General features: G+C 64.7%; 17 protein-coding genes. 8 read left to right on the top strand and 9 right to left on the bottom strand.

The features are described from left to right. Window positions 1-282: 282 nt before the first annotated feature. From ACVILL_RS34400 to ACVILL_RS34385, 4 genes are all read left to right on the top strand, one after another. Window positions 283-1,809: a porin gene (locus tag ACVILL_RS34400; RefSeq protein WP_456733107.1), complete on the top strand. Its 1,527-nt coding sequence runs from the start codon at window positions 283-285 to the stop codon at window positions 1,807-1,809. Between the two features lie 414 nt (window positions 1,810-2,223). Next, entirely contained in the window at window positions 2,224-2,403 is a 180-nt protein-coding gene (locus ACVILL_RS34395; protein WP_456734431.1) for a hypothetical protein, read from the top strand. Between the two features lie 28 nt (window positions 2,404-2,431). Continuing rightward, on the top strand, window positions 2,432-2,698 hold the full coding sequence (locus ACVILL_RS34390; protein WP_456733106.1) for a hypothetical protein: 267 nt from the start codon (window positions 2,432-2,434) through the stop codon (window positions 2,696-2,698). Between the two features lie 175 nt (window positions 2,699-2,873). Beyond that, window positions 2,874-3,836: an SDR family NAD(P)-dependent oxidoreductase gene (locus tag ACVILL_RS34385; RefSeq protein ID WP_456733105.1), complete on the top strand. Its 963-nt coding sequence runs from the start codon at window positions 2,874-2,876 to the stop codon at window positions 3,834-3,836. 155 nt (window positions 3,837-3,991) lie between these two features. On the opposite strand, the gene ACVILL_RS34380 is transcribed toward ACVILL_RS34385, so the two are convergent. The 4 genes from ACVILL_RS34380 to ACVILL_RS34365 all read right to left on the bottom strand — a co-directional run bounded on the left by ACVILL_RS34380 (window position 3,992) and on the right by ACVILL_RS34365 (window position 7,791). After that, a complete protein-coding gene (locus ACVILL_RS34380) occupies window positions 3,992-4,459 on the bottom strand; it encodes a GcrA family cell cycle regulator (RefSeq protein WP_456733104.1) in 468 nt (155 codons plus the stop codon). A 102-nt stretch (window positions 4,460-4,561) separates the two neighbouring features. Continuing rightward, window positions 4,562-4,762: a hypothetical protein gene (locus ACVILL_RS34375; protein WP_016844973.1), complete on the bottom strand. Its 201-nt coding sequence runs from the start codon at window positions 4,760-4,762 to the stop codon at window positions 4,562-4,564. A gap of 173 nt (window positions 4,763-4,935) precedes the next feature. After that, window positions 4,936-6,762, bottom strand: a complete 1,827-nt coding sequence (locus ACVILL_RS34370) for an AMP-binding protein (protein ID WP_456733103.1) — start codon at window positions 6,760-6,762, stop codon at window positions 4,936-4,938. An 87-nt stretch (window positions 6,763-6,849) separates the two neighbouring features. Next, window positions 6,850-7,791: an acetamidase/formamidase family protein gene (locus tag ACVILL_RS34365; RefSeq protein WP_456733102.1), complete on the bottom strand. Its 942-nt coding sequence runs from the start codon at window positions 7,789-7,791 to the stop codon at window positions 6,850-6,852. 66 nt (window positions 7,792-7,857) lie between these two features. On the opposite strand from ACVILL_RS34365, the gene ACVILL_RS34360 reads away from it, so the two are divergent. The 3 genes from ACVILL_RS34360 to ACVILL_RS34350 all read left to right on the top strand — a co-directional run bounded on the left by ACVILL_RS34360 (window position 7,858) and on the right by ACVILL_RS34350 (window position 10,889). After that, window positions 7,858-8,652, top strand: a complete 795-nt coding sequence (locus tag ACVILL_RS34360; RefSeq protein WP_456733101.1) for a YdcF family protein — start codon at window positions 7,858-7,860, stop codon at window positions 8,650-8,652. An 89-nt stretch (window positions 8,653-8,741) separates the two neighbouring features. Further along, a complete protein-coding gene (locus ACVILL_RS34355; protein ID WP_456733100.1) occupies window positions 8,742-9,524 on the top strand; it encodes a DUF169 domain-containing protein in 783 nt (260 codons plus the stop codon). A 189-nt stretch (window positions 9,525-9,713) separates the two neighbouring features. Then, on the top strand, window positions 9,714-10,889 hold the full coding sequence (locus tag ACVILL_RS34350; RefSeq protein WP_456733099.1) for a saccharopine dehydrogenase family protein: 1,176 nt from the start codon (window positions 9,714-9,716) through the stop codon (window positions 10,887-10,889). 203 nt (window positions 10,890-11,092) lie between these two features. Here ACVILL_RS34350 and ACVILL_RS34345 read toward each other — a convergent pair whose 3' ends face one another. Then, window positions 11,093-12,292 (bottom strand): FAD-dependent oxidoreductase, encoded by a 1,200-nt coding sequence (locus tag ACVILL_RS34345; protein ID WP_456733098.1) that lies wholly within the window; start codon window positions 12,290-12,292, stop codon window positions 11,093-11,095. A 123-nt stretch (window positions 12,293-12,415) separates the two neighbouring features. Here ACVILL_RS34345 and ACVILL_RS34340 point away from each other — a divergent pair, with 123 nt between their 5' ends. Continuing rightward, complete coding sequence (locus ACVILL_RS34340) at window positions 12,416-12,910, top strand: MarR family winged helix-turn-helix transcriptional regulator (RefSeq protein WP_456734430.1); 495 nt, start codon at window positions 12,416-12,418, stop codon at window positions 12,908-12,910. On the opposite strand, the gene ACVILL_RS34335 is transcribed toward ACVILL_RS34340, so the two are convergent. From ACVILL_RS34335 to ACVILL_RS34320, 4 genes are all read right to left on the bottom strand, one after another. Then, window positions 12,894-14,150, bottom strand: coding sequence for an O-antigen ligase family protein (locus ACVILL_RS34335; RefSeq protein WP_456733097.1), 1,257 nt, complete (start codon window positions 14,148-14,150; stop codon window positions 12,894-12,896). The two genes, ACVILL_RS34340 and ACVILL_RS34335, sit on opposite strands and share 17 nt — an antisense overlap. Window positions 14,151-14,293: 143 nt before the next feature. Next, entirely contained in the window at window positions 14,294-15,838 is a 1,545-nt protein-coding gene (locus tag ACVILL_RS34330; RefSeq protein ID WP_456733096.1) for an undecaprenyl-phosphate glucose phosphotransferase, read from the bottom strand. A gap of 115 nt (window positions 15,839-15,953) precedes the next feature. After that, window positions 15,954-17,090, bottom strand: a complete 1,137-nt coding sequence (locus tag ACVILL_RS34325) for a glycosyltransferase family 4 protein (protein WP_456733095.1) — start codon at window positions 17,088-17,090, stop codon at window positions 15,954-15,956. Between the two features lie 3 nt (window positions 17,091-17,093). After that, the gene (locus tag ACVILL_RS34320; RefSeq protein ID WP_456733094.1) at window positions 17,094-17,720 is read right to left on the bottom strand and encodes a polysaccharide biosynthesis/export family protein; all 627 of its coding nucleotides are present in this window, start codon (window positions 17,718-17,720) and stop codon (window positions 17,094-17,096) included. Window positions 17,721-17,752: the final 32 nt, after the last annotated feature.

The following is a 17,752-nucleotide window of genomic DNA, read 5'->3' as shown; positions in this document are numbered from 1 at the left end:
GCAAGGGGCTTACGGGCAGCGTTGCCGGCGAGCCACAGTGTGGCCCCATTCGCATTCCTGACTTTATAAACTATTTTGATTGGCGAACTCGCCAATGCATATTGAACCCCGGCGGTAGGGGAATCTCGATCGTCCCGTTGCGGTGATCGTTCAAGTCCGTCGCACACCACAGATTGATCTGAGGGTGCGGGGTTTGGGGAAAACGGTCTTGGACAATGCGGGAGGATCACGGGGCGCTCGCGGCCTCGGACTCTCCGCATATGAGCAACTTGGAGGTTTAAAATGAATTTGAAGAGCCTTATCCTGGGCTCGACGGCTGCGCTGGTTGCGGTCGGCGGGGCACAGGCGGCCGATCTTCCCGTAAAGGCCAAAGCGGTCGAATACGTGAAGGTTTGCTCCCTTTACGGTCCGGGCTTCTACTACATCCCCGGCACCGACACCTGCATCAAGCTGGGCGGCTACGTCCGTGCCGACGTTGTGGTCAACGGCAACAGCGTGTACGGCCCGAACGTCAACGGCGCCAGCGGTGCCAACAACCGCTTCACCAACGGCTACACCTGGCGTTCGCGTGAAGACCTGAACATCGATACGCGCACCGCGACCGAGTACGGCGTGGTCCGCACCTATTTCGATGCGGTGTTCACCTGGACCTCCGACACCTACACCGGCCAGGGCAACGGCTCGACCGTCTATTCGGCGATCGGCAGCTCTCCGGCTCCGAACAACGCTGGTGCGGGCAACGTCGCTGCTGGTTCGGTCGGCGTCTACTACGCCTTCATCCAGTTCGCCGGCTTCACCATCGGTAAGGCGGTCTCGCAGTTCGCTGCTCCCTGGAACGGCTATCCGGGCAACAACTACGACGCTCTCGTCGGTGGCGTGAACACCACCAACGGCATCAACCAGTTCACCTACACCGCGCAGTTCGGCAACGGCGTGTCGCTGGCTCTGTCGGCGCAGGACCAGGTTGCCTACATGCAGGCTGGCGTGAACAACCTCGGCGTCGGTGGTGCTTACGGTTCGAGCGACTACGCCGGCACGATCGCGCCGGACTTCGTCGCTTCGCTCAAGGTCGACCAGGCTTGGGGTATCTTCCAGGCGTCGGTGGCCGCGCATGACAACCATGCTGCCTACTACGGCGGCACCGAGTTGACCGGTCATCCCGACGACAAGTGGGGTTGGGCTGGTGCACTGGCCCTGTCGATCAAGAACATCCCGACCGGACCTGGTGACACCATCAACGTCCAGGGCGTCTACACCGACGGTGCGACCCGTTACAACATCCAGGAACTGGCCAGCAACCTCAGCTCGATCGCCATCTATGGCGGTACGAACCTGGCCGGCGCCTACCAGAGCGTTGGCTTCGGCACGGCACCCGACACGGTGTTCGGCCCTGGCGGTCAGCAGCAGTCGATCAAGACCTGGGGCTTCCGTGGCGCGTACACCCACAACTGGGATCCCTACTGGAACACCAGCTTGTACGGTGCCTTCGCTTCGGTCATGTACAACGACACGGCGAAGTCGCTCATCTGCGGCATCGGCGGCGTCGGCGGCACGTTCCGCACGGCCTTCGGCAACGGCGTGACCAGCTGCAACCCCGACTACAACATCTCGCAGATCGGTATCATCACCCGTTGGACCCCGGTCAAGAACCTGACCTTCTCGGCCGACGTGACCTACCTCCACCTCGATCAGAAGTATGCCGGCACGGTCACGACCTCGTCGACCGGTATCGGCAAGCCGACCGCGACCTACGAGCTGAAGGATCAGGACACTGTCCAGATGCTCTTCCGCGCTCAGCGCAACTGGTAATACCGGTTGATCTGATCACGATCCAACAGAACCCCGGCAGGCGACTGCCGGGGTTTTTCTTCGAGAGAAATCGACCGCAAGAGACGGGAACGTCTTCGAGCGAAGTGGATACCGGCTCAGTTGAAGAAACGCGTCAAAGAGGCTGTGGCTGCGTCATTCTGGTCTACGCGGACAACGAAGACGAGCCATGCGATTCATTCGCCTGCAAACTTATTTACTTACCTGATCTACTAAACTATATACGGCGTGGCCAACACATTGAATGATGGCTCTTAGCTTGATGCTAAGCCTCCCAAACCTCCGGCAATGCCCTGCCGGAGGTTTTTGATTCGATGTCGTCAAGATTTGACGGAATCGATCCGCAGTGCATTCTCGTCGTTCATGGGACGCTTCAAGAACAGCCGCCTGGCGCGTATGAGCAGCGGCCACTACTGCCTGATACGGGATCTCGGGCTGGTTAAGGGCGGCAAGGGATTGCGGCACCATGAGGTGGTGATCGACTTCTCATGGCGCGGCTTGTTCAAGCTCGCGCTGAGCGCCGGCACCGGCATCCTGCGGCGGCGCGCGCCTGCGCACATCGAGACCGCCGAATAGTGCCGGATCATGCCGCGACGCGTGATCGATGTTCGCGAACCCGCGGGATGGAAGAGCCGCGGACGTCGCTCGGGTCAAGTTCGATCATCATACGACGTCCACGCGCTTTGGCACGCTGTCCGACGTCGCTGATCAGCGTGACCCGTCGCGCGGCTTCGGCGGCGTTACCTCGACGGCGGCCGCAATGGAGATTCCGGCTGCAATCGCCATCAGCGTTGTCGCAACCAGTCTGTTCAGGGTGTTCACGATCATCGTCTCCGATTGTCGATGTCGGATTGTTCGCAACGCGGAATGATTTCGTTACGCCGCCGGCTGCCTCAATCTGCTGCACGCGGCTCACTTGCGCGTGAGGGGCGGGCGGCGTTGCTGCGCGATAATTCGGTGATGTAGAGTGCCGCAGCCAAGCGGTTGGAACAGCGATCCATGCCCCAGCCGAAACAAACAAGAAGCAGGGAAGGAACGGATCTCACATGAAGGATTTCGCCGGAAAGATTGCCGTCATCACCGGTGGCGGCACGGGCATGGGGCGCGAGCTCGCACGGCAGCTTGTTGCCGAGGGCTGCAATGTCGCGATGTGCGACGTCTCGGCCGAGGCGATGGCCGAGACCAAGCGGCTGTGCGAGGTCGAGAAACTGCCGCAGGGCCTGCGCATCACCACGCATGTTGCCGACGTCTCGATCGAGGATCACTACAGGCTTTTCCGCGACGAGCTGATCGAGCAGCAGGCGACCGACAAGATCCATCTGCTGTTCAACAATGCCGGCATCGGCGGTGGCGGCAGCCTGTTCACCAATACGCGCGAGCAGTGGGAGCGCACCTTCAACATCTGCTGGGCCGGCGTCTATCTCGGGGTCCGTACCTTCCTGCCGCTGCTGGTGAAGGCCGACGAGGCGCACATCGTCAACACCTCGAGCGTCAACGGCTTCTGGGCCTCGGTTGGGCTCGGCGTGTCGCACACCGCCTACAGCGCGGCAAAGTTCGCGGTGAAAGGCTTCACCGAGGCGATGATCAACGATCTCCGCCTCAACGCGCCGCATGTGAAGTGCTCGGTCGTGATGCCCGGCCATATCGGCACCTCGATCGTGTCGAACTCGCGCAAGGTGCAGAACGGCTCCGACCAGCTCAATCCCGACGAGCTCAAGCAGGCCCGCCAGCGTCTGCAAGGGCAGGGCGTCGATGTCGCCAAGATGTCGGATGCCGATATCCAGCAGATCGCGCTCGACCGCGCCCGCATCTTCCACGACGAGGCACCGACCTCGGCGGCAGCCGCCGCCAGGATCATCCTCGACGGCGTCAAGGCCGAGCGCTGGCGTATCCTGGTCGGCGACGATGCGCATATGCTCGACGAGCGCGTGCGCAAGACACCCGAGCAGGCCTACACGCCGGAATTCTACCAGGACCTCGTGGCGGCGACCGGCTGGAAGGTCGGGTGATCGGTGCTCCATAAGATCCGTCATGCCTGCGCAACGGCTTTGCCGTTGTCACAGGAGACCGCGGAACGCGTGTCTCGAAGCATGCACGGCCCGGCTAGTGGCCGTCGATCCTTCGAGACGGCCGCGTTGCGGCCTCCTCAGGATGACGGGGTTAGCTACCCGCGCATCGTGCGCTGGCGTGACCCCGCCTGATAGGCGAGGCGGTAGTGCCCCGAGCAATAGGGCATGCCGCCGAGCGGCGTGTTGCCGCAGAAGCAGAAATCGTCGGCGCCCGGGCTGCTGATCGGCCAGCGGCAGCGCTGTTCGCTCAATTCGAACAGCGAGCAGCTGTTGGCGCTGACAACAGGCGCATCGACGGGCTCTTGCTCGTAGACCGCCTGAAGCAACCGGAGCTGCTGCTTGGCGGTCGCCCGTTGCGCGGCGTGGGCGGCGGATTTCTTGCGCCGCGCCCGGCGTTCGTCCGGCGTCGTGCGCGTGAGGTTCAGCCGCGACAGCTTGCCGATCACCGCGTTGCGGCTGACGCCGATATTGACGGCGATGTCGCGGCAGGAGAGGCCGGCTTCGAAGTAGATCTTGAGTTGGTCGACGCGCTCCGGCGTCCAGGTCTCTTGGTTGACAATCATCTGACGGTTCCACGTTCTGTGTTGAACCGCCGCGCCGGCACATGCGCCCTTAGCTCTTGAGCTCCGCGCAAACGCTGTGCGTTTGTCGCGAGGATTATGCTCTCAAGGCGTGCGTCCGTTGTCGCGGATTGCAAGCAACCCGTCCTTGATGGCGAGCCGAATGCCTTCCTCGATCAGTGTCCGTGCGACGCCCGGGACGCTCGTACCGTGTGTGCCCTGTCGCACCAGCTTCTCGAGATAACCAATCGTCGAGAGCGCCAGCGTGACCGGGACGCGGTCGGTTTCGGCCTTTTCCGTAGCCATGAAGAGACGCTTAACCCTGAACGGTTGTACTGAAAAGTATCTATTTAGAGTCTATTTAGGGATAAGGCAGTTCGTCAAGCCGTGGGCGGAAAAAAGCGGACGACCGAATCCGGTCGCGCCGGAGCTGGTTCCGGAGCGGCGTTTTCGTCAAATTACTGTGAATAATGAAGGTGTTAGGACCGCAACTCGACCCTGACCGGGAACGTCTTGAGAAGCCGCTCAGCCGTTTCGGCCTTCTCCGGAGGTGCACTCACGCTGAGGTACAGCCCACGGGACGGGTCGGTGATGGCGTCGACACTCACCTCGCCGGACAATCCTTCCCGTGCCAACAGCTCGCGGGCGGCCTCGCCGGCGGCGATCTCGCGCAGCTTCGGCTTGAAGATCTTGCCGACCGGGGTGACCGGCATCTCGGGAATCACCGACACCACGCGCGGCCGTGCCGGCGGCTCCAGGATGTTGTCCTGCACAAAGGCGGAGAGCGCCTGCGGATCGAGGTGCACGCCGGGCTGCGCCGAGACGAACAGCATCGGCACTTCACCGGCATAGCTGTCCGGACGTCCGACGGCCGCGGCCAAGGCGACGCCCGGAAATGCCAACGCGGCGTCCTCGATCGCGCGCGGGTCGATGTTGTGGCCGCCGCGGATGATGACGTCCTTGGCGCGGCCCATGATGTAGACGAAACCATCGGCATCGATCCGGCAGATGTCGCCGGTGCGCAACCAGCCGTCCCGGAACGCGTCCTCGGTCTGCTTCTTGTCGACATACCCGGCGAACACCTGCGGGCCTCTGGTCAGGAGCTCGCCGACCGGCGAGGGCCACGGCCCGGTGTGCAGTCTGCCGCCCTCGAGGATCGCGAGCTCGACCAGCGGATTGCGGGTGCCGACGCTCTCGGCGCGCGGCTTCACGCCGTGCACGTCATGGGTGATGGCGCCGGCGAGCTCGGTCATGCCGTAGAGCTGCTGGATGCAGGCACCGCCCCAGGTCGCCAGATAGCGCCGCTCGATCTCCGGCGGGCAGATCGAGGCGCCGGTGGCGGTGACGCGCAGGGTCGAGATGTCGCTGTCCGCGACCGGGATGTCGGCCAGCGCCCCGAGCGTGGTCGGCACGTTGCCGGAAATGTTGACGCGGTATTTCTCGATGATCTTCCAGAAATGCGTGATCAGCGCGGGATCGCGCGCGCCGGCGGGGCCGGGGATGAAGATGGTCGTGCCGGCCGCCAGGCAATTGGCCGTCGTGCAGAACAGGCCGCCGACATGGAACAGCGGCATCGTGATCATCGCGCGCTCGCCGCGATGGAAGTCGAGCGCCATGCGCGAAGACACGGTGGACGCGACCATCGCGCGGTTGGTGAGCCGCGCCACCTTGGGATGACCGGTGGTGCCGCCGGTCGGCAGCATCACCGCGACGCGGTCGGCCTCGCTCATGTCCGTCGACTTGCCGTAGTCGTCGCGCCAGGCAGGATCAGGCCGCAGCACTTCGCCGTCGAAGGAAATGCTGCCGTCGAGCGGCACGATCACGATGCGCTTGAGCGACGGCACCTCGCGCTGCAAGCCCTCGACCCTCTCATAGAGGCCGGCCGGCATGCCGGGCGGCGGCGCCAGCAGCAGTTTTGCGTTGATCGCATTGAGCTGGGCGATGATCGCTTCCCGCGTGAACAGCAGGTTCAGCGGCTCCGCGACGCCGCAGGCTGCCGCGCCGAAGATCGCGACCACGGTCGCCGGGCATGCCGGCAGCAGGATCGCGACCGCATCGTCCTTGCCGATGCCATGGCCGCGGAAATAGTTTTCGGCGGCCTTGATGCAGCCCATCAACCGATCGTTCGAGATCACGACCGGGTTGGGATCTAGCGGCGAGCGCAGATAGATCGCGGCTTCGGCGTCCGGCGCGCCCTGCGGGCCGCGGGCAATGAGATCGAGGATGCGCGGGCAGGCGGCGAGCGTCTCCTGCATCTCCTTGTCGCGCACGGCCTCGTCGGCCGGCGAAAGCCTGTCCTTCAGCATATCCGTCCCCGTCCATTCTTGTTCGTTGGGAGGGGGATTGTATCGAGCCGCGCTTGCGGAACACAAGTGCGGCTTATCGACCGCCGGTCAGCCGTGAACCACCGATTTGGCGATCATGCAGTGAATGCCCTTGGAGCCGTTGACCGTCTGCGTCACGCGCAGGTCGGCGGCCAGGCTGCACAGCGTGTAGGCGTCCTCGCGCGACAGATTGCGCTTCTCGCCGAGCAGCACGATCATGTCGCGCAGCGCGCGCACCACGCATTGGTCGAGGTCGGGATCCATTGCCATGGTCATGTAATGGTCTGATGTCTCGGCGCGCGGGTAGGCGAGCTTGATATCCTTGCGCAGGGTCAGGCGGAAGCGCCCGGTGAGCGCGGTCTCGATCGCGGTAACGCAGACCTCGCCGTCACCCTGCACGCCATGGCCGTCGCCGCAGGAGAACAGCGCACCCGGCACGAACACCGGCAGATAGAGCTTGGCGCCGGCGCCGAGCTCCTTGTTGTCGAGATTGCCGCCCATCGCGCGCGGGATCAGCGAGGAGATGCGGCCCCAGGCCGGCGGCGGTGAGACGCCCATCACGCCGAAGAACGGCTTCAGGGGCAGGTCGAGCCCCCATGGCATGCGGCCGACCATGCGCGCGCGATCGAGCGGGATGTTGAGAATGCGCGTCTCGTGGAAATCGTCGGGCAGGGTGCCGGACAGCGGCTTGATCAGATTGTAGCCCCAGTCCTGGCGAAGCTGGACGTCGAGGATGTCGACCTCGAGCACGTCGCCAGGTTCGGCGCCGCTCACGGCGATCGGGCCGGTCAGGATGTGCCCGGGCACCATCCGCTCGCTCTTCGCATGGATCGCGTCGAGCTCGGGCGGGACATGGAAGTTGCTGCGGTCGGGCACCACGTCGGCGCCGCCGCTGACGGTCTCGATCGTGACCTCGTCGCCACTGGCGACGGTGAGAACCGGTTTCAGCTTGGCTTCAAAGAAGCCCCAATGGCAGGTTTCGGGGCTGGACTTCAGGTGATGATGGGTCATGTGACGTCTTTTGATTGGTTTCCCAGCAGCGTATGACGCTGTAGCAGAACTTCGCAGAGGCTTCCCTTGTTTTTTGTGCTCTCCAAGACGCTCGGCATCATGCTGCTGCCGATCAATTTCCTGATCGGGATCGGCGTGATCGGCGCCGTCCTGCTGCTGACGCGGTTTGCCCGCTTCGGCCGCAGGTTGATGGTCGCATCGCTGCTGCTGCTTGCGATCTGCGGCTTCTCGCCGCTCGGTAATGTCCTGATCTCCACTCTGGAACAGCGCTTCCCGCCATGGGACGCTTCGCGCGGCGCGCCCGACGGCATCATCGTGCTCGGCGGCTCGATCGATGCCGATCTGTCGGTCGCGCATGGTACGCCGGTGGTGCGCAGCGCGGCCGATCGCGTGATCGCTGCGGCCGCGCTCGCGCGCAAATACCCGAACGCGCGGCTCGTGTTCACCGGCGGCAGCGCAAACCTGATCTCGAACGATGCGCGCGAAGCCGACTACGCCGCCGAGATGTTCGAGAGCCTCGGGATTCCCAGATCGCGATTGACCATCGAGCGCCGCTCGCGCAACACGGTGGAGAACGCCGAGTTCTCCAAGGCGCTGGTCGACCCCAAGCCGGGCGAACGCTGGCTGCTCGTGACCTCGGCCTATCACATGCCGCGCTCGGTCGGGCTGTTCCGCAAGACGGGATTCAATGTCGAGGCCTATCCGGTCGATTGGCGCGTCGGCAATGTCATGAGCTTCGCGACGCTCGCGATCGAGGGCCTGTCGCGCACCGATCTCGGCACCCGGGAGTGGATCGGGCTTGTGGCCTATCATCTGGCCGGCAAGACCGATGATCTGCTGCCGGGGCCGGCGCCGCGCTGAGGCGTAAGGCACTTGTCGCGTCGTCCGACCAATCCGGCTAACATAGGTGCAACAGGCGGCGCCAAGCCGCGATCACGGGAGTTCACGCCATGCAACAGCAGACACCGCCGGAACAGTTCGACCTCGGCGCGCTCGTTTCCGATCTGAACAACCTGCTGCGGCTGAAGACCACGGTCATCGGCATCAAGATGTTTGCGCGCGTCGAGGAGATGGAGGCGATCCCGAAGATCCGCCGCCCGTCGGCGGTGCACACCACGGATCAGATCGTCAGCATGGCCTCGCGGCTCGGCTGGACCGTCGGCATCACCGGTGACGATCTGGTCGGCGCGCAGTGCCGCGCGGTGATCGGGCTCGCGCCGCAGGACGAGAAGTGGCTCGCCGGCGAGAACTATGTCGGCGTCTGGCACGGCACCGCCGAAGACGCGCGCAAGCGCCAGGAGGCGCTCGACGTGGTGCCTTACGGCCAGTACCAGGCGATGGCGGTGAGCCCGCTGACCAGCGGCCGTCTCAATCCGCCTGACATCTGCCTCGTCTATGCGACGCCGGGCCAGATGATCATCCTGATCAACGGGCTGCAGTACACCGGCTACAAGAAGTTCGAGTGGGGCGTGGTCGGCGAGACCGCCTGCGCTGACTCGTGGGGGCGGGCGCTGAAGACCGGCGAGCCGAGCCTGTCGCTGCCGTGCTTCGCCGAGCGCCGCTACGGCGGCGTGCCCGACGAGGAGATGCTGATGGCGCTGCCGCCGGCCTATCTGGTGAAGGCGATCGCGGGGATGAAGCAGCTCGCCAGGAACGGCCTGCGCTATCCGATCGCACCCTACGGCATCCAGGCCGACGTGCGCGCCGGCATGGGCGTGTCGTACAAGAAGTAGGGCAAGCGTCATTGCGAGCAGCTCGCGACAAAATTGCAAGGCAATTTTGCGCTGAGGCGACGACTTGTCCGCCGAAGCCTTAGCGAAGGCAGAAGCAATCCATCGCTCCGCACACGCGGTGAAATGGATTGCTTCGCTTCGCTCGCAATGACAAAACGGGGCAAATTTCGTTGTGTAGGAGCCTGATCCATGTCCTCGTCGAAACTCGATATCGTCGTCTACGGTGCGACCGGCTTCACCGGTCAGCTCGTCGCCGAATATCTCGCGGCGCATTATCGCGACGGCAGCCTGAAATGGGCGATGGCCGGGCGCAGCAAGGACAAGCTCGCCGCGGTTCGTGATGCGATCGGCGCGCCTGCCGACACGCCCTTGATCGTTGCCGACGCCAGCGATGCTGCTTCGCTGAAGGCGATGCTGGCACAGACCAAGTCTGTGATTTCGACGGTTGGTCCGTATCAGCTCTATGGCAACGAGCTGATCGCGGCCTGCGTGGAAAGCGGCTCCGACTATTTCGATCTCTGCGGCGAGCCGGTCTGGATGCGGCAGATGATCGACAAGCACGAGGCCGCGGCGAAGGCCAGCGGCGCGCGCATCGTGTTCTCCTGCGGCTTCGACTCGGTGCCGTTCGAGCTCGGCGCGTTCTTCGTCCAGGAGGAGGCCAAGCGCGTGTTCGGCGCGACCGCGCCGCGCGTCAAGGGCCGCGTGCGCGACATGCGCGGCACGCTGTCCGGCGGCACGGCCGCAAGCGCCAAGGCAACCTTCGATGCGGTCGCCAAGGATCTCAGCCTGGTCGCGATCCTCAACAATCCGTTCGCGCTGACCCCGGGCTTCGAGGGGGCGAAGCAGCCGCGCGGCAGCAAGCCGGCTTATGAAGAGGATCTGCACTCCTGGACCGCGCCGTTCATGATGGCGCTGATCAACACCCGCAACGTCCACCGCTCCAACATGCTGATGGGCTTTCCCTACGGCCGGGACTTCGTCTACGACGAGATGGTCCTGACCGGCCCGGGCGAGAAGGGCGAGGCCAATGCAAAGAAGGTGATGGCGCTGAATGCCGAGAAGACCGGCCCGAGCGCGCCGAAGCCGGGCGAGGGACCGTCAAAGGAAGAGCGCGAGAACGGCCACTACGACCTGCTCTATCTCGCGGTCGCGCCCGACGGCCGCATGGTCCGCGCCGGCATCAAGGGCGATCGCGATCCCGGCTACGGCTCGACCTCAAAGATGATCTCGGAATGCGCGATCTGCCTGCTGCGCGACACGCCCGACGTTGCCGCCGGCTTCTGGACGCCGGGCGCCGCGATGCGCGGCAAGCTCATCAAGCGCCTGGTCGATCACGCCGGGCTGACGTTCGAGATCGAGAAGTAGCTTCTCGCAGCTTTTCTCGATGTCATCGTCCGGCTCGCCGCCTCCGCTCGAGCTTCGGCGCGCCGGGGATGCGTGGCCTCGTCGAAGCCTTGGCGAAGGCGCGACCGGGCGATCCAGTACTCCGCGGCTTCTCGGCTCAAGCATGGCCGTCTCGGGAATACTGGATCACCCGCTTTCGCTTTCGCGGCTGATGACAGCCAAGGCTACGCCGTCGCCCGCGGATTATACGCGTACATAAAATCCATGCCCTTGGACGACACCGGCAGCAGCAGCTTCAGCATGTGATCGCGCAGCCAGGCGCCGGTCGGGCTGAACTCGCGCTTGCTGTTGCCGTTGCGGCGGGCGATCGCCACGATCTTCTCGGCGCGCGGGCGTCGCTCGTGCTCGAAGGCCTGGAACGTCATGCCGAGCTCCTGGCCGTCGCGCATCAGCATGCCGAGCCGCAGCGCGTCTTCGAGCGCGAGCGACGCGCCCTGGCCGGCATGCGGGCTGGTAGCGTGGGCGGCGTCGCCGATCAGGAGCGTCCGCTTGCGCGACCAGGTCGGCAGCGTCGCGACGTCGAGCGTGTCGGTCACCACGATGTTCTCGGCGGCCTCGATGATCTCGGGGATCGGCGCGTGCCAGCCGGCGTGGAAGTCACGCACGTGCTGCTTGATGGCGTCCTGGCTTTGCTGCCGCCAGGCCGCCGCGGTCATGCCGTGCGACGGCTGCGTGCTCCACCACATCGCGCCTGTGTCCGGATCGGGGCTGCACAGGCCGTAGCCGAAGAAGCCGCTCTGTCCGAATGTGGTCTCGACCTTCCGGCCGATCGGCAGGCGCTCGAACATCGCCCGCGGCACGAAGCCGCCGAAACCGATCAGCCCGGTGTCAAATGGCGTCGGCCCGTCAGGGATCACATGCCGCCGCACCGCCGAATGCACACCATCGGCGCCGATCACGAAATCGCCCTCGGCGGTGGTGCCGTCGGCGAAATAGGCGATGACGGGCTGGTCGCCGCGGTCCTCGATCTTCACCAGCTTCTTCTCGAAGAACACCGAGACGTTGGAGCCCCAGGCCTTGTCGATCAGCGTCTCGTTCAGGGTCGCGCGGCACATGTTCACCGCGGGCTGGCCGAAGCGCTGCTGCATGTTCTGGTTCAGCGAGCCGAGCTTCTTGCCGCTCTGCGAATAGAAGTCGAAGGATTCGGCGATCGAGCCGCTGCGGATCAGTTCATCGGCAAGGCCGAGCTCCGCCAGCACGTGCATGCCGTTGGGGGCGATCTGCAACCCGCCGCCGATTCCGGTGGAGTACGGCCAGGCTTCATAGAGCTCGGCTTCGATGCCGGCGCGGGTCAGGAACATCGCGGTGACCGGACCTGCGATGCCGGCGCCAATGATCAGAGCTTTACGGGGACGTGAGGTCATGCCTTGCTCCATGCATCCGTGTGGGCTACGAAAGGTTAGTTGCTAATTATCTTAGTTTATAAGATATTAGGCGAGTAAGATATAGGAGCAGCTTTGTCAAGTGCGAAGTCGCGCCAAGCGCTGATGCAGGAACTCGAGGAGGCGATGCGCCGGTCGTCGGCGCAGGGTGTAATGTACGGCCAAGCCGTTGCAGAAGTTGCCGGAATTTCGAACTCCGACATGGAGTGCATGGACATCCTGATGCTGGAGGGGCGCGTCACCGCCGGCCGCCTCGCCGAGGTGACCGGGCTGACCACCGGCGCCATCACGGGTGTGGTGGATCGGATGGAGAAGGCGGGCTATGTGCGCCGCGAGCGGGACGAGAGCGACCGGCGCAAGGTCTTCATCTCGGTGATCGAGGAAAAGGCCGCCGAGATCGGCAAGTTCTACGTGCCGATGCAGGAGGCGATGCTCAAGGTCTGGAGCGGCTACACCGACGACGAACTGCGGCTGCTGCTGCGCTTCGCCAATGACGGCTACAAGGGCGTGCTGGAGGCGACCAACGCGCTGAAGAGCGTGATCGACACGCCGCCGGAGCAGCGCGCCAAGCTCAAGATGCCGCCTAAGTCTCGTCGCTGACTTCGATCGCGGTCGCGCGGTAGCGCTCGGCCGCCGCGTACATGCCCCACATCGTGCCCAGCATCATCCAGAAGTGCCGCCAATGGTCGGTATCGATGATGAAGCTTTCGCCGACGATGCCGAGGAACGCCGAGAAGATCGCGAGATAGTCGCGCTGCCACGGCACCCGCATGTAGATGTAGCGGAAGCCGATGATCGCGCTGACGAACACCAGCGCCGGATAGCAGATGCCCGAGATCCAGCCGCCCGACATGAAGGCGTTGAGGAAGGAGTTGTGGGTGTCCTCGGGGAAGTAGGTGTGGAATTGCAGCGGCCCGATGCCGAATGGCAGTTCCAATGCCATCTGGGCGCCGAGGATATGGCGGCCGAACCGGCCGAAGCGGCCTTCGTCATAGCTCTGGTCGAAGCTCGCGCGCTGCTTGAACATGTCGGCGACCGAGCCGATCGAGAGCAGTACCGCAATCAGCGCAACGGCCAGGATCGCCGCGATCAGGGTCATCACGATGATGCGCGAGCGCTGCGCCTGCGAGCGGCTGGTGAACACCATCAGCGCCAGCATGAAGGCCGCGGTGATCACGAGGCCGCCCCAGGCGGCGCGGGAGAACGACAGCAGGATCGCAAGCGAGATGATGCCGAACGCGATGGCGTTGCGGAACGCCTTGCCGAAACGGTCGGACACGACGCTTTGCAGCGTGAACAGCGCGGGCAGGATCAGGAACGCGCCGAGCACATTGGGATCCTTGAAGGTGCCGCGGGCGCGATCGTACAGCGTCAGCAGGTCGTAGCCACCGGGCACCAGGTGGAAGTATCCGGCGATGCCTGCGAGCGAGGCGATCATCGCGCCGACGATCAGGCCGCGGCGCAGCATGTCGAGCCGCGCCCCGGTATCCTCCGACATCACCATCGCGAAGAAGATTACGGTGACGGCCATATACCAGGAGGTGAGCACCCAGTTCACCACCTCCGGCTTGTCGAGGAACGGCACCGCGCCGATGCTGTAGCCGACATTGAGCACGATCAGCGCGAACAGCAGCGGCATGAACACCAGCCGCATCCGCAGGCCGGTGGCGAAGAACAGCACGCAGGCGGTCAGTGTGACGAGTTCATACGGACTCGGCTCGATGAACACGATGGCGACCGACGCGCCGGCCAGCCACACCAGCGCCCGCTGCAACGCCAGCACGCCTGACGGCGCTGATGTCAGCGATTGGGATGTCCCGGCTGTCGCCGCATAGGCCATCGGATACTCACGCAACACGATACAAACACTCAGTCCACTGCTTCGTCATTGCGAGGAGCGAAGCGACGAAGCAATCCACCCATCCCCGAGTCGCAGCATGGATTGGTTCGCTACGCTCGCAATGACGGCAGTCAATCTCGAATCTAGTACGCGTTCTCGCTCTTGGTGAGCAGCGAGAACGGGGTCTTGAGCAGGATGTAGAGGTCGAACAGCACCGACCAGTTCTCGATGTAATAGAGGTCGTATTCGACGCGCTTCTGGATCTTCTCGTCGGTATCGACCTCGCCGCGCCAGCCGTTGATCTGGGCCCAGCCGGTGATGCCGGGCTTGACGCGGTGGCGGGCGAAGTAGCCGTCGACGGCCTCGTCGAACAGGCGGTTCTCCAGCTTGCTCTGCACGGCGTGCGGACGCGGGCCGACCAGCGAGAGGTTGCCCTTCAGCACGACGTTGAACAGCTGCGGCAATTCGTCGAGCGAGGTCTTGCGGATGAAGCGGCCGACGCGGGTGACGCGCGGATCGTTCCTGGTCACGACCTTGGAGGCGGTGGGATCTGCCTGGTGGTGGTACAGCGAGCGGAATTTGTAGACGTCGATCCGCTCGTTGTTGAAGCCGAAGCGCTTCTGGCGGAACAGCACCGGGCCGGGGCTGTCAAGCTTCACCGCGAGCGCCACCAGTCCCAGCACCGGCAGCGCCGCAATCAAGGCCAGGCCGCCGACCACGCGGTCGAACAGCCATTTCAGCACCAGATCCCAATCGGTGATCGGCGCCTCGAACATGTCGAGCGTCGGCACCTTGCCGAGATAGGAGTAGGAGCGGGGGCGGAAGCGCAGCTTGTTGGTGTGGGCCGACAGGCGAATATCCACCGGCAGCACCCACAGCTTCTTCAGCATTTCCAGGATGCGGGTCTCCGCCGAGATCGGCAGCGCGAACAGCACGAGGTCGACGCGGGTGCGGCGGGCGAACTCGACGACGTCGTCGACCTTGCCGAGCTTCGGCGAGCCGGCACAGGTCTCCATGGCGCGGGCGTCATTGCGGTCGTCGAACACGCCGAGCACGTGGATGTCGGAATCGTCCTCGGCGTTCAGCGCCTCGATCAGCTGCTCGCCGTTCTGGTCGGCGCCGACGATGATGGTGCGGCGGTCGAGCCGGCCGTCATGCGCCCAGGCGCGCACCATCGAGCGCAGCGCCAACCGTTCGGCGATCAAGACCGCAAGGCCGACGCAGAAGAACGACGACAGCCAGACCCGCGACACCTCGCCGCCGAGCTTGACCAGGAAGGAGACGCCGATGAACAGCAGGAACACGAACGCCCATGACGAGATCATCCGCGTCATCTGGCGGAGCTGGCCGCGGAAGATCTGCACCTGGTAGATGTCCGCCGCCTGGAAGCAGACCACGGCCGCGGCCGACATGCCGAGGATCGAGGTGATATATCCCCAATGGATGCCGCCGCCGGCGAGCGGCCTGACATAGGCGAGATAGAGAGCGACGCCGACCAGGCTGAGCAGCACGAAATCGGCGAGGCGCACCGCGCCGGCGATCACGACCGGCGAATAGGCGCCGCGAACTTTTTGATTGGTGACGGCGAGTGCGGCCGGCGACAGGCGGCGGCGGCGTTCGACCTGCGGCTGAGCGGCCGCCGCAGACGTAGCCGCATCCAGCATCGAGCGTGCGTTAAACGGTTCCACGAGTCCACGTCCATTCCTGCGCATGCAGATGGGCATCCGCGCGCAGCAGCGAAATTCCCCCGGACGTGACTTAAGGGGACAAATCGGAAGAAACGGTTACGTGTGCAAGAAGTGGTTAACGTTTGGCAAATGCGTCGCGATAGCCGGCCAGCACGCCCTCGACCATTGCGCTCTGCGAGAAATGTTCGGAAATCCGCTCGCGCAGTTTCCCGGCGCGAACTGCGGTCGCGGTGGGATTGTCGAGCGCGGTCTTGATGGCGTCGGCCATCGCCCCCGCATTGCTGGGCGCGAACAGGGCGTCGGTGTGGGTATCGAAGATCTCCGGGATGCCGCCAACATTGGCGGCGATCATCGGAACGCCGGCCGCGCCCGCCTCGATCACCACATAAGGCATGGAATCGCCGCGCGAGGGGACGACCAGCAGGCTGCCCTTGGAGAAGCCGTAACGCGCCTTGACGTGGCCGATGAAGCGAACGGCATCGCCGAGCGACAGCCGCTTCACCTGTTCCTTGAGGCGCTCGAACTCCTCGCCGTCGCCGCCGAGCGTCAGTGTCACCGGATTGCCGTCTGCGCGCAGCTTGGCGACCGCGTCGATCAAGAGGTCGGCGCCCTTGATGCGGCGGAATTCGCCGACATAGGCCACGTCGGTGGCGTCGTCGGCCTTGGCGACCGGCTCGAATTCCTCCGACGTGACGCCGTTGAAGACGCAGCGGACGAGGCCAGCGGGCTTGCCGACGGTACGCTGATAGGTGTCGCGGGCAAATGCGCTCTCGAACAGGAACAGGTCCGTGCTGTTCATCAGCGTGCGCTCGAGCTGGCTGTAGAAGCGGCCCTTCCAGGTGTCGAGCGGATAGTGCAGCGAACCGCCATGCGGCGTGTAGACCCGGATCACCTTGTTCGACCGCCGCCGCAGCCGGACATAGGCGCCGGCCTTGGCGCCATGGCCGTGCACGACATCGGGTTGCAGCTTGCGGATCAGGCCGGCGATATGCGCCCAGACCATGAAGTCGGCGAAGCGCGGCTCGCGGCGGATCGCGACCCGGTGCACGCCGAGCTTGAGGCGCGGCCCGATCTCGGCCAGCACCGCGTCGGCACGCGCGCCGCCGGTCAGGCTGTCGGCGACGATGCCGACATGATGGCCGCGCTCGACCTGGCCGTTGGCGACATCGAGGATGTGACGAATGATGCCGCCGACCGGGGCGCGGACGACATGCAGGATGCGTAGCTGTTGCTGATCTTGCTGCTGCGCCATCGATCAGAACCAGCGCTCGCTGACGAACACGGTGTCGCCGGGTCCGATCGGCGTGCCCAGCGGGGCGACGAAGCGGCCTGCGCCCGATGCATCGGTGTGGGTGAGGGTGACCTGGTCGCGCCTGGCGCGCGGCGAGAAGCCGCCGGCGATCGCCACAGCGCTCTCGACCGTCATGTTGGGCACGTAGGGATACTGGCCGGGAGCCTGGACTTCGCCGAGGATGAAGAACGGCCGGTAGGCCTCGATTTCGACCGCGACCGAAGGCTCGCGGATGAAGCCGTTGCGCAGCCGTGCGGTGATCTCGGCGGCGAGCCTGGCCGGCGTCCGGCCGCGCGCCGGTACCGAGCCGATCAGCGGCATGGTGATCGCGCCGGCGGCATCGATCGCATAGGAGTTGGTGAGGCCTTCCTGGCCATAGACCACGACGCGAAGCCTGTCGCCGGGGCCGAGATTGTAGGCCTCGCGCGAGGGGGCCGGCTCTGCATAGGCCACGGACATGGCGAGGGACGGCTGTCCATAGGCCATCGAGTCGAGGGCGGGGTCGCCGGCGACCGGCGACGTCCGTCCCATGCAGCCCGACAGCGCGAGCGCAGCGAACAGACAAGCAAGGGCAGCGCGCAGATCGCGCATGTGAGGAATCCCGAGATAATATCGGCCCCGAT

Source organism: Bradyrhizobium sp. USDA 3364 (assembly GCF_054056355.1).
This window is presented reverse-complemented; position numbering and strand designations above follow the sequence as displayed.

Bases quoted from the DNA above. Each gene is read 5' to 3' on its own strand.
- ACVILL_RS34400 (WP_456733107.1), top strand. From the start codon at position 283: ATGAATTTGAAGAGCCTTATCCTGGGCTCGACGGCTGCGCTGGTTGCG.
- ACVILL_RS34395 (WP_456734431.1), top strand. From the start codon at position 2,224: ATGAGCAGCGGCCACTACTGCCTGATACGGGATCTCGGGCTGGTTAAG.
- ACVILL_RS34390 (WP_456733106.1), top strand. From the start codon at position 2,432: ATGTTCGCGAACCCGCGGGATGGAAGAGCCGCGGACGTCGCTCGGGTC.
- ACVILL_RS34385 (WP_456733105.1), top strand. From the start codon at position 2,874: ATGAAGGATTTCGCCGGAAAGATTGCCGTCATCACCGGTGGCGGCACG.
- ACVILL_RS34380 (WP_456733104.1), bottom strand. From the start codon at position 4,459: ATGATTGTCAACCAAGAGACCTGGACGCCGGAGCGCGTCGACCAACTC.
- ACVILL_RS34375 (WP_016844973.1), bottom strand. From the start codon at position 4,762: ATGGCTACGGAAAAGGCCGAAACCGACCGCGTCCCGGTCACGCTGGCG.
- ACVILL_RS34370 (WP_456733103.1), bottom strand. From the start codon at position 6,762: ATGCTGAAGGACAGGCTTTCGCCGGCCGACGAGGCCGTGCGCGACAAG.
- ACVILL_RS34365 (WP_456733102.1), bottom strand. From the start codon at position 7,791: ATGACCCATCATCACCTGAAGTCCAGCCCCGAAACCTGCCATTGGGGC.
- ACVILL_RS34355 (WP_456733100.1), top strand. From the start codon at position 8,742: ATGCAACAGCAGACACCGCCGGAACAGTTCGACCTCGGCGCGCTCGTT.
- ACVILL_RS34350 (WP_456733099.1), top strand. From the start codon at position 9,714: ATGTCCTCGTCGAAACTCGATATCGTCGTCTACGGTGCGACCGGCTTC.
- ACVILL_RS34345 (WP_456733098.1), bottom strand. From the start codon at position 12,292: ATGACCTCACGTCCCCGTAAAGCTCTGATCATTGGCGCCGGCATCGCA.
- ACVILL_RS34340 (WP_456734430.1), top strand. From the start codon at position 12,416: ATGCAGGAACTCGAGGAGGCGATGCGCCGGTCGTCGGCGCAGGGTGTA.
- ACVILL_RS34335 (WP_456733097.1), bottom strand. From the start codon at position 14,150: ATGGCCTATGCGGCGACAGCCGGGACATCCCAATCGCTGACATCAGCG.
- ACVILL_RS34325 (WP_456733095.1), bottom strand. From the start codon at position 17,090: ATGGCGCAGCAGCAAGATCAGCAACAGCTACGCATCCTGCATGTCGTC.
- ACVILL_RS34320 (WP_456733094.1), bottom strand. From the start codon at position 17,720: ATGCGCGATCTGCGCGCTGCCCTTGCTTGTCTGTTCGCTGCGCTCGCG.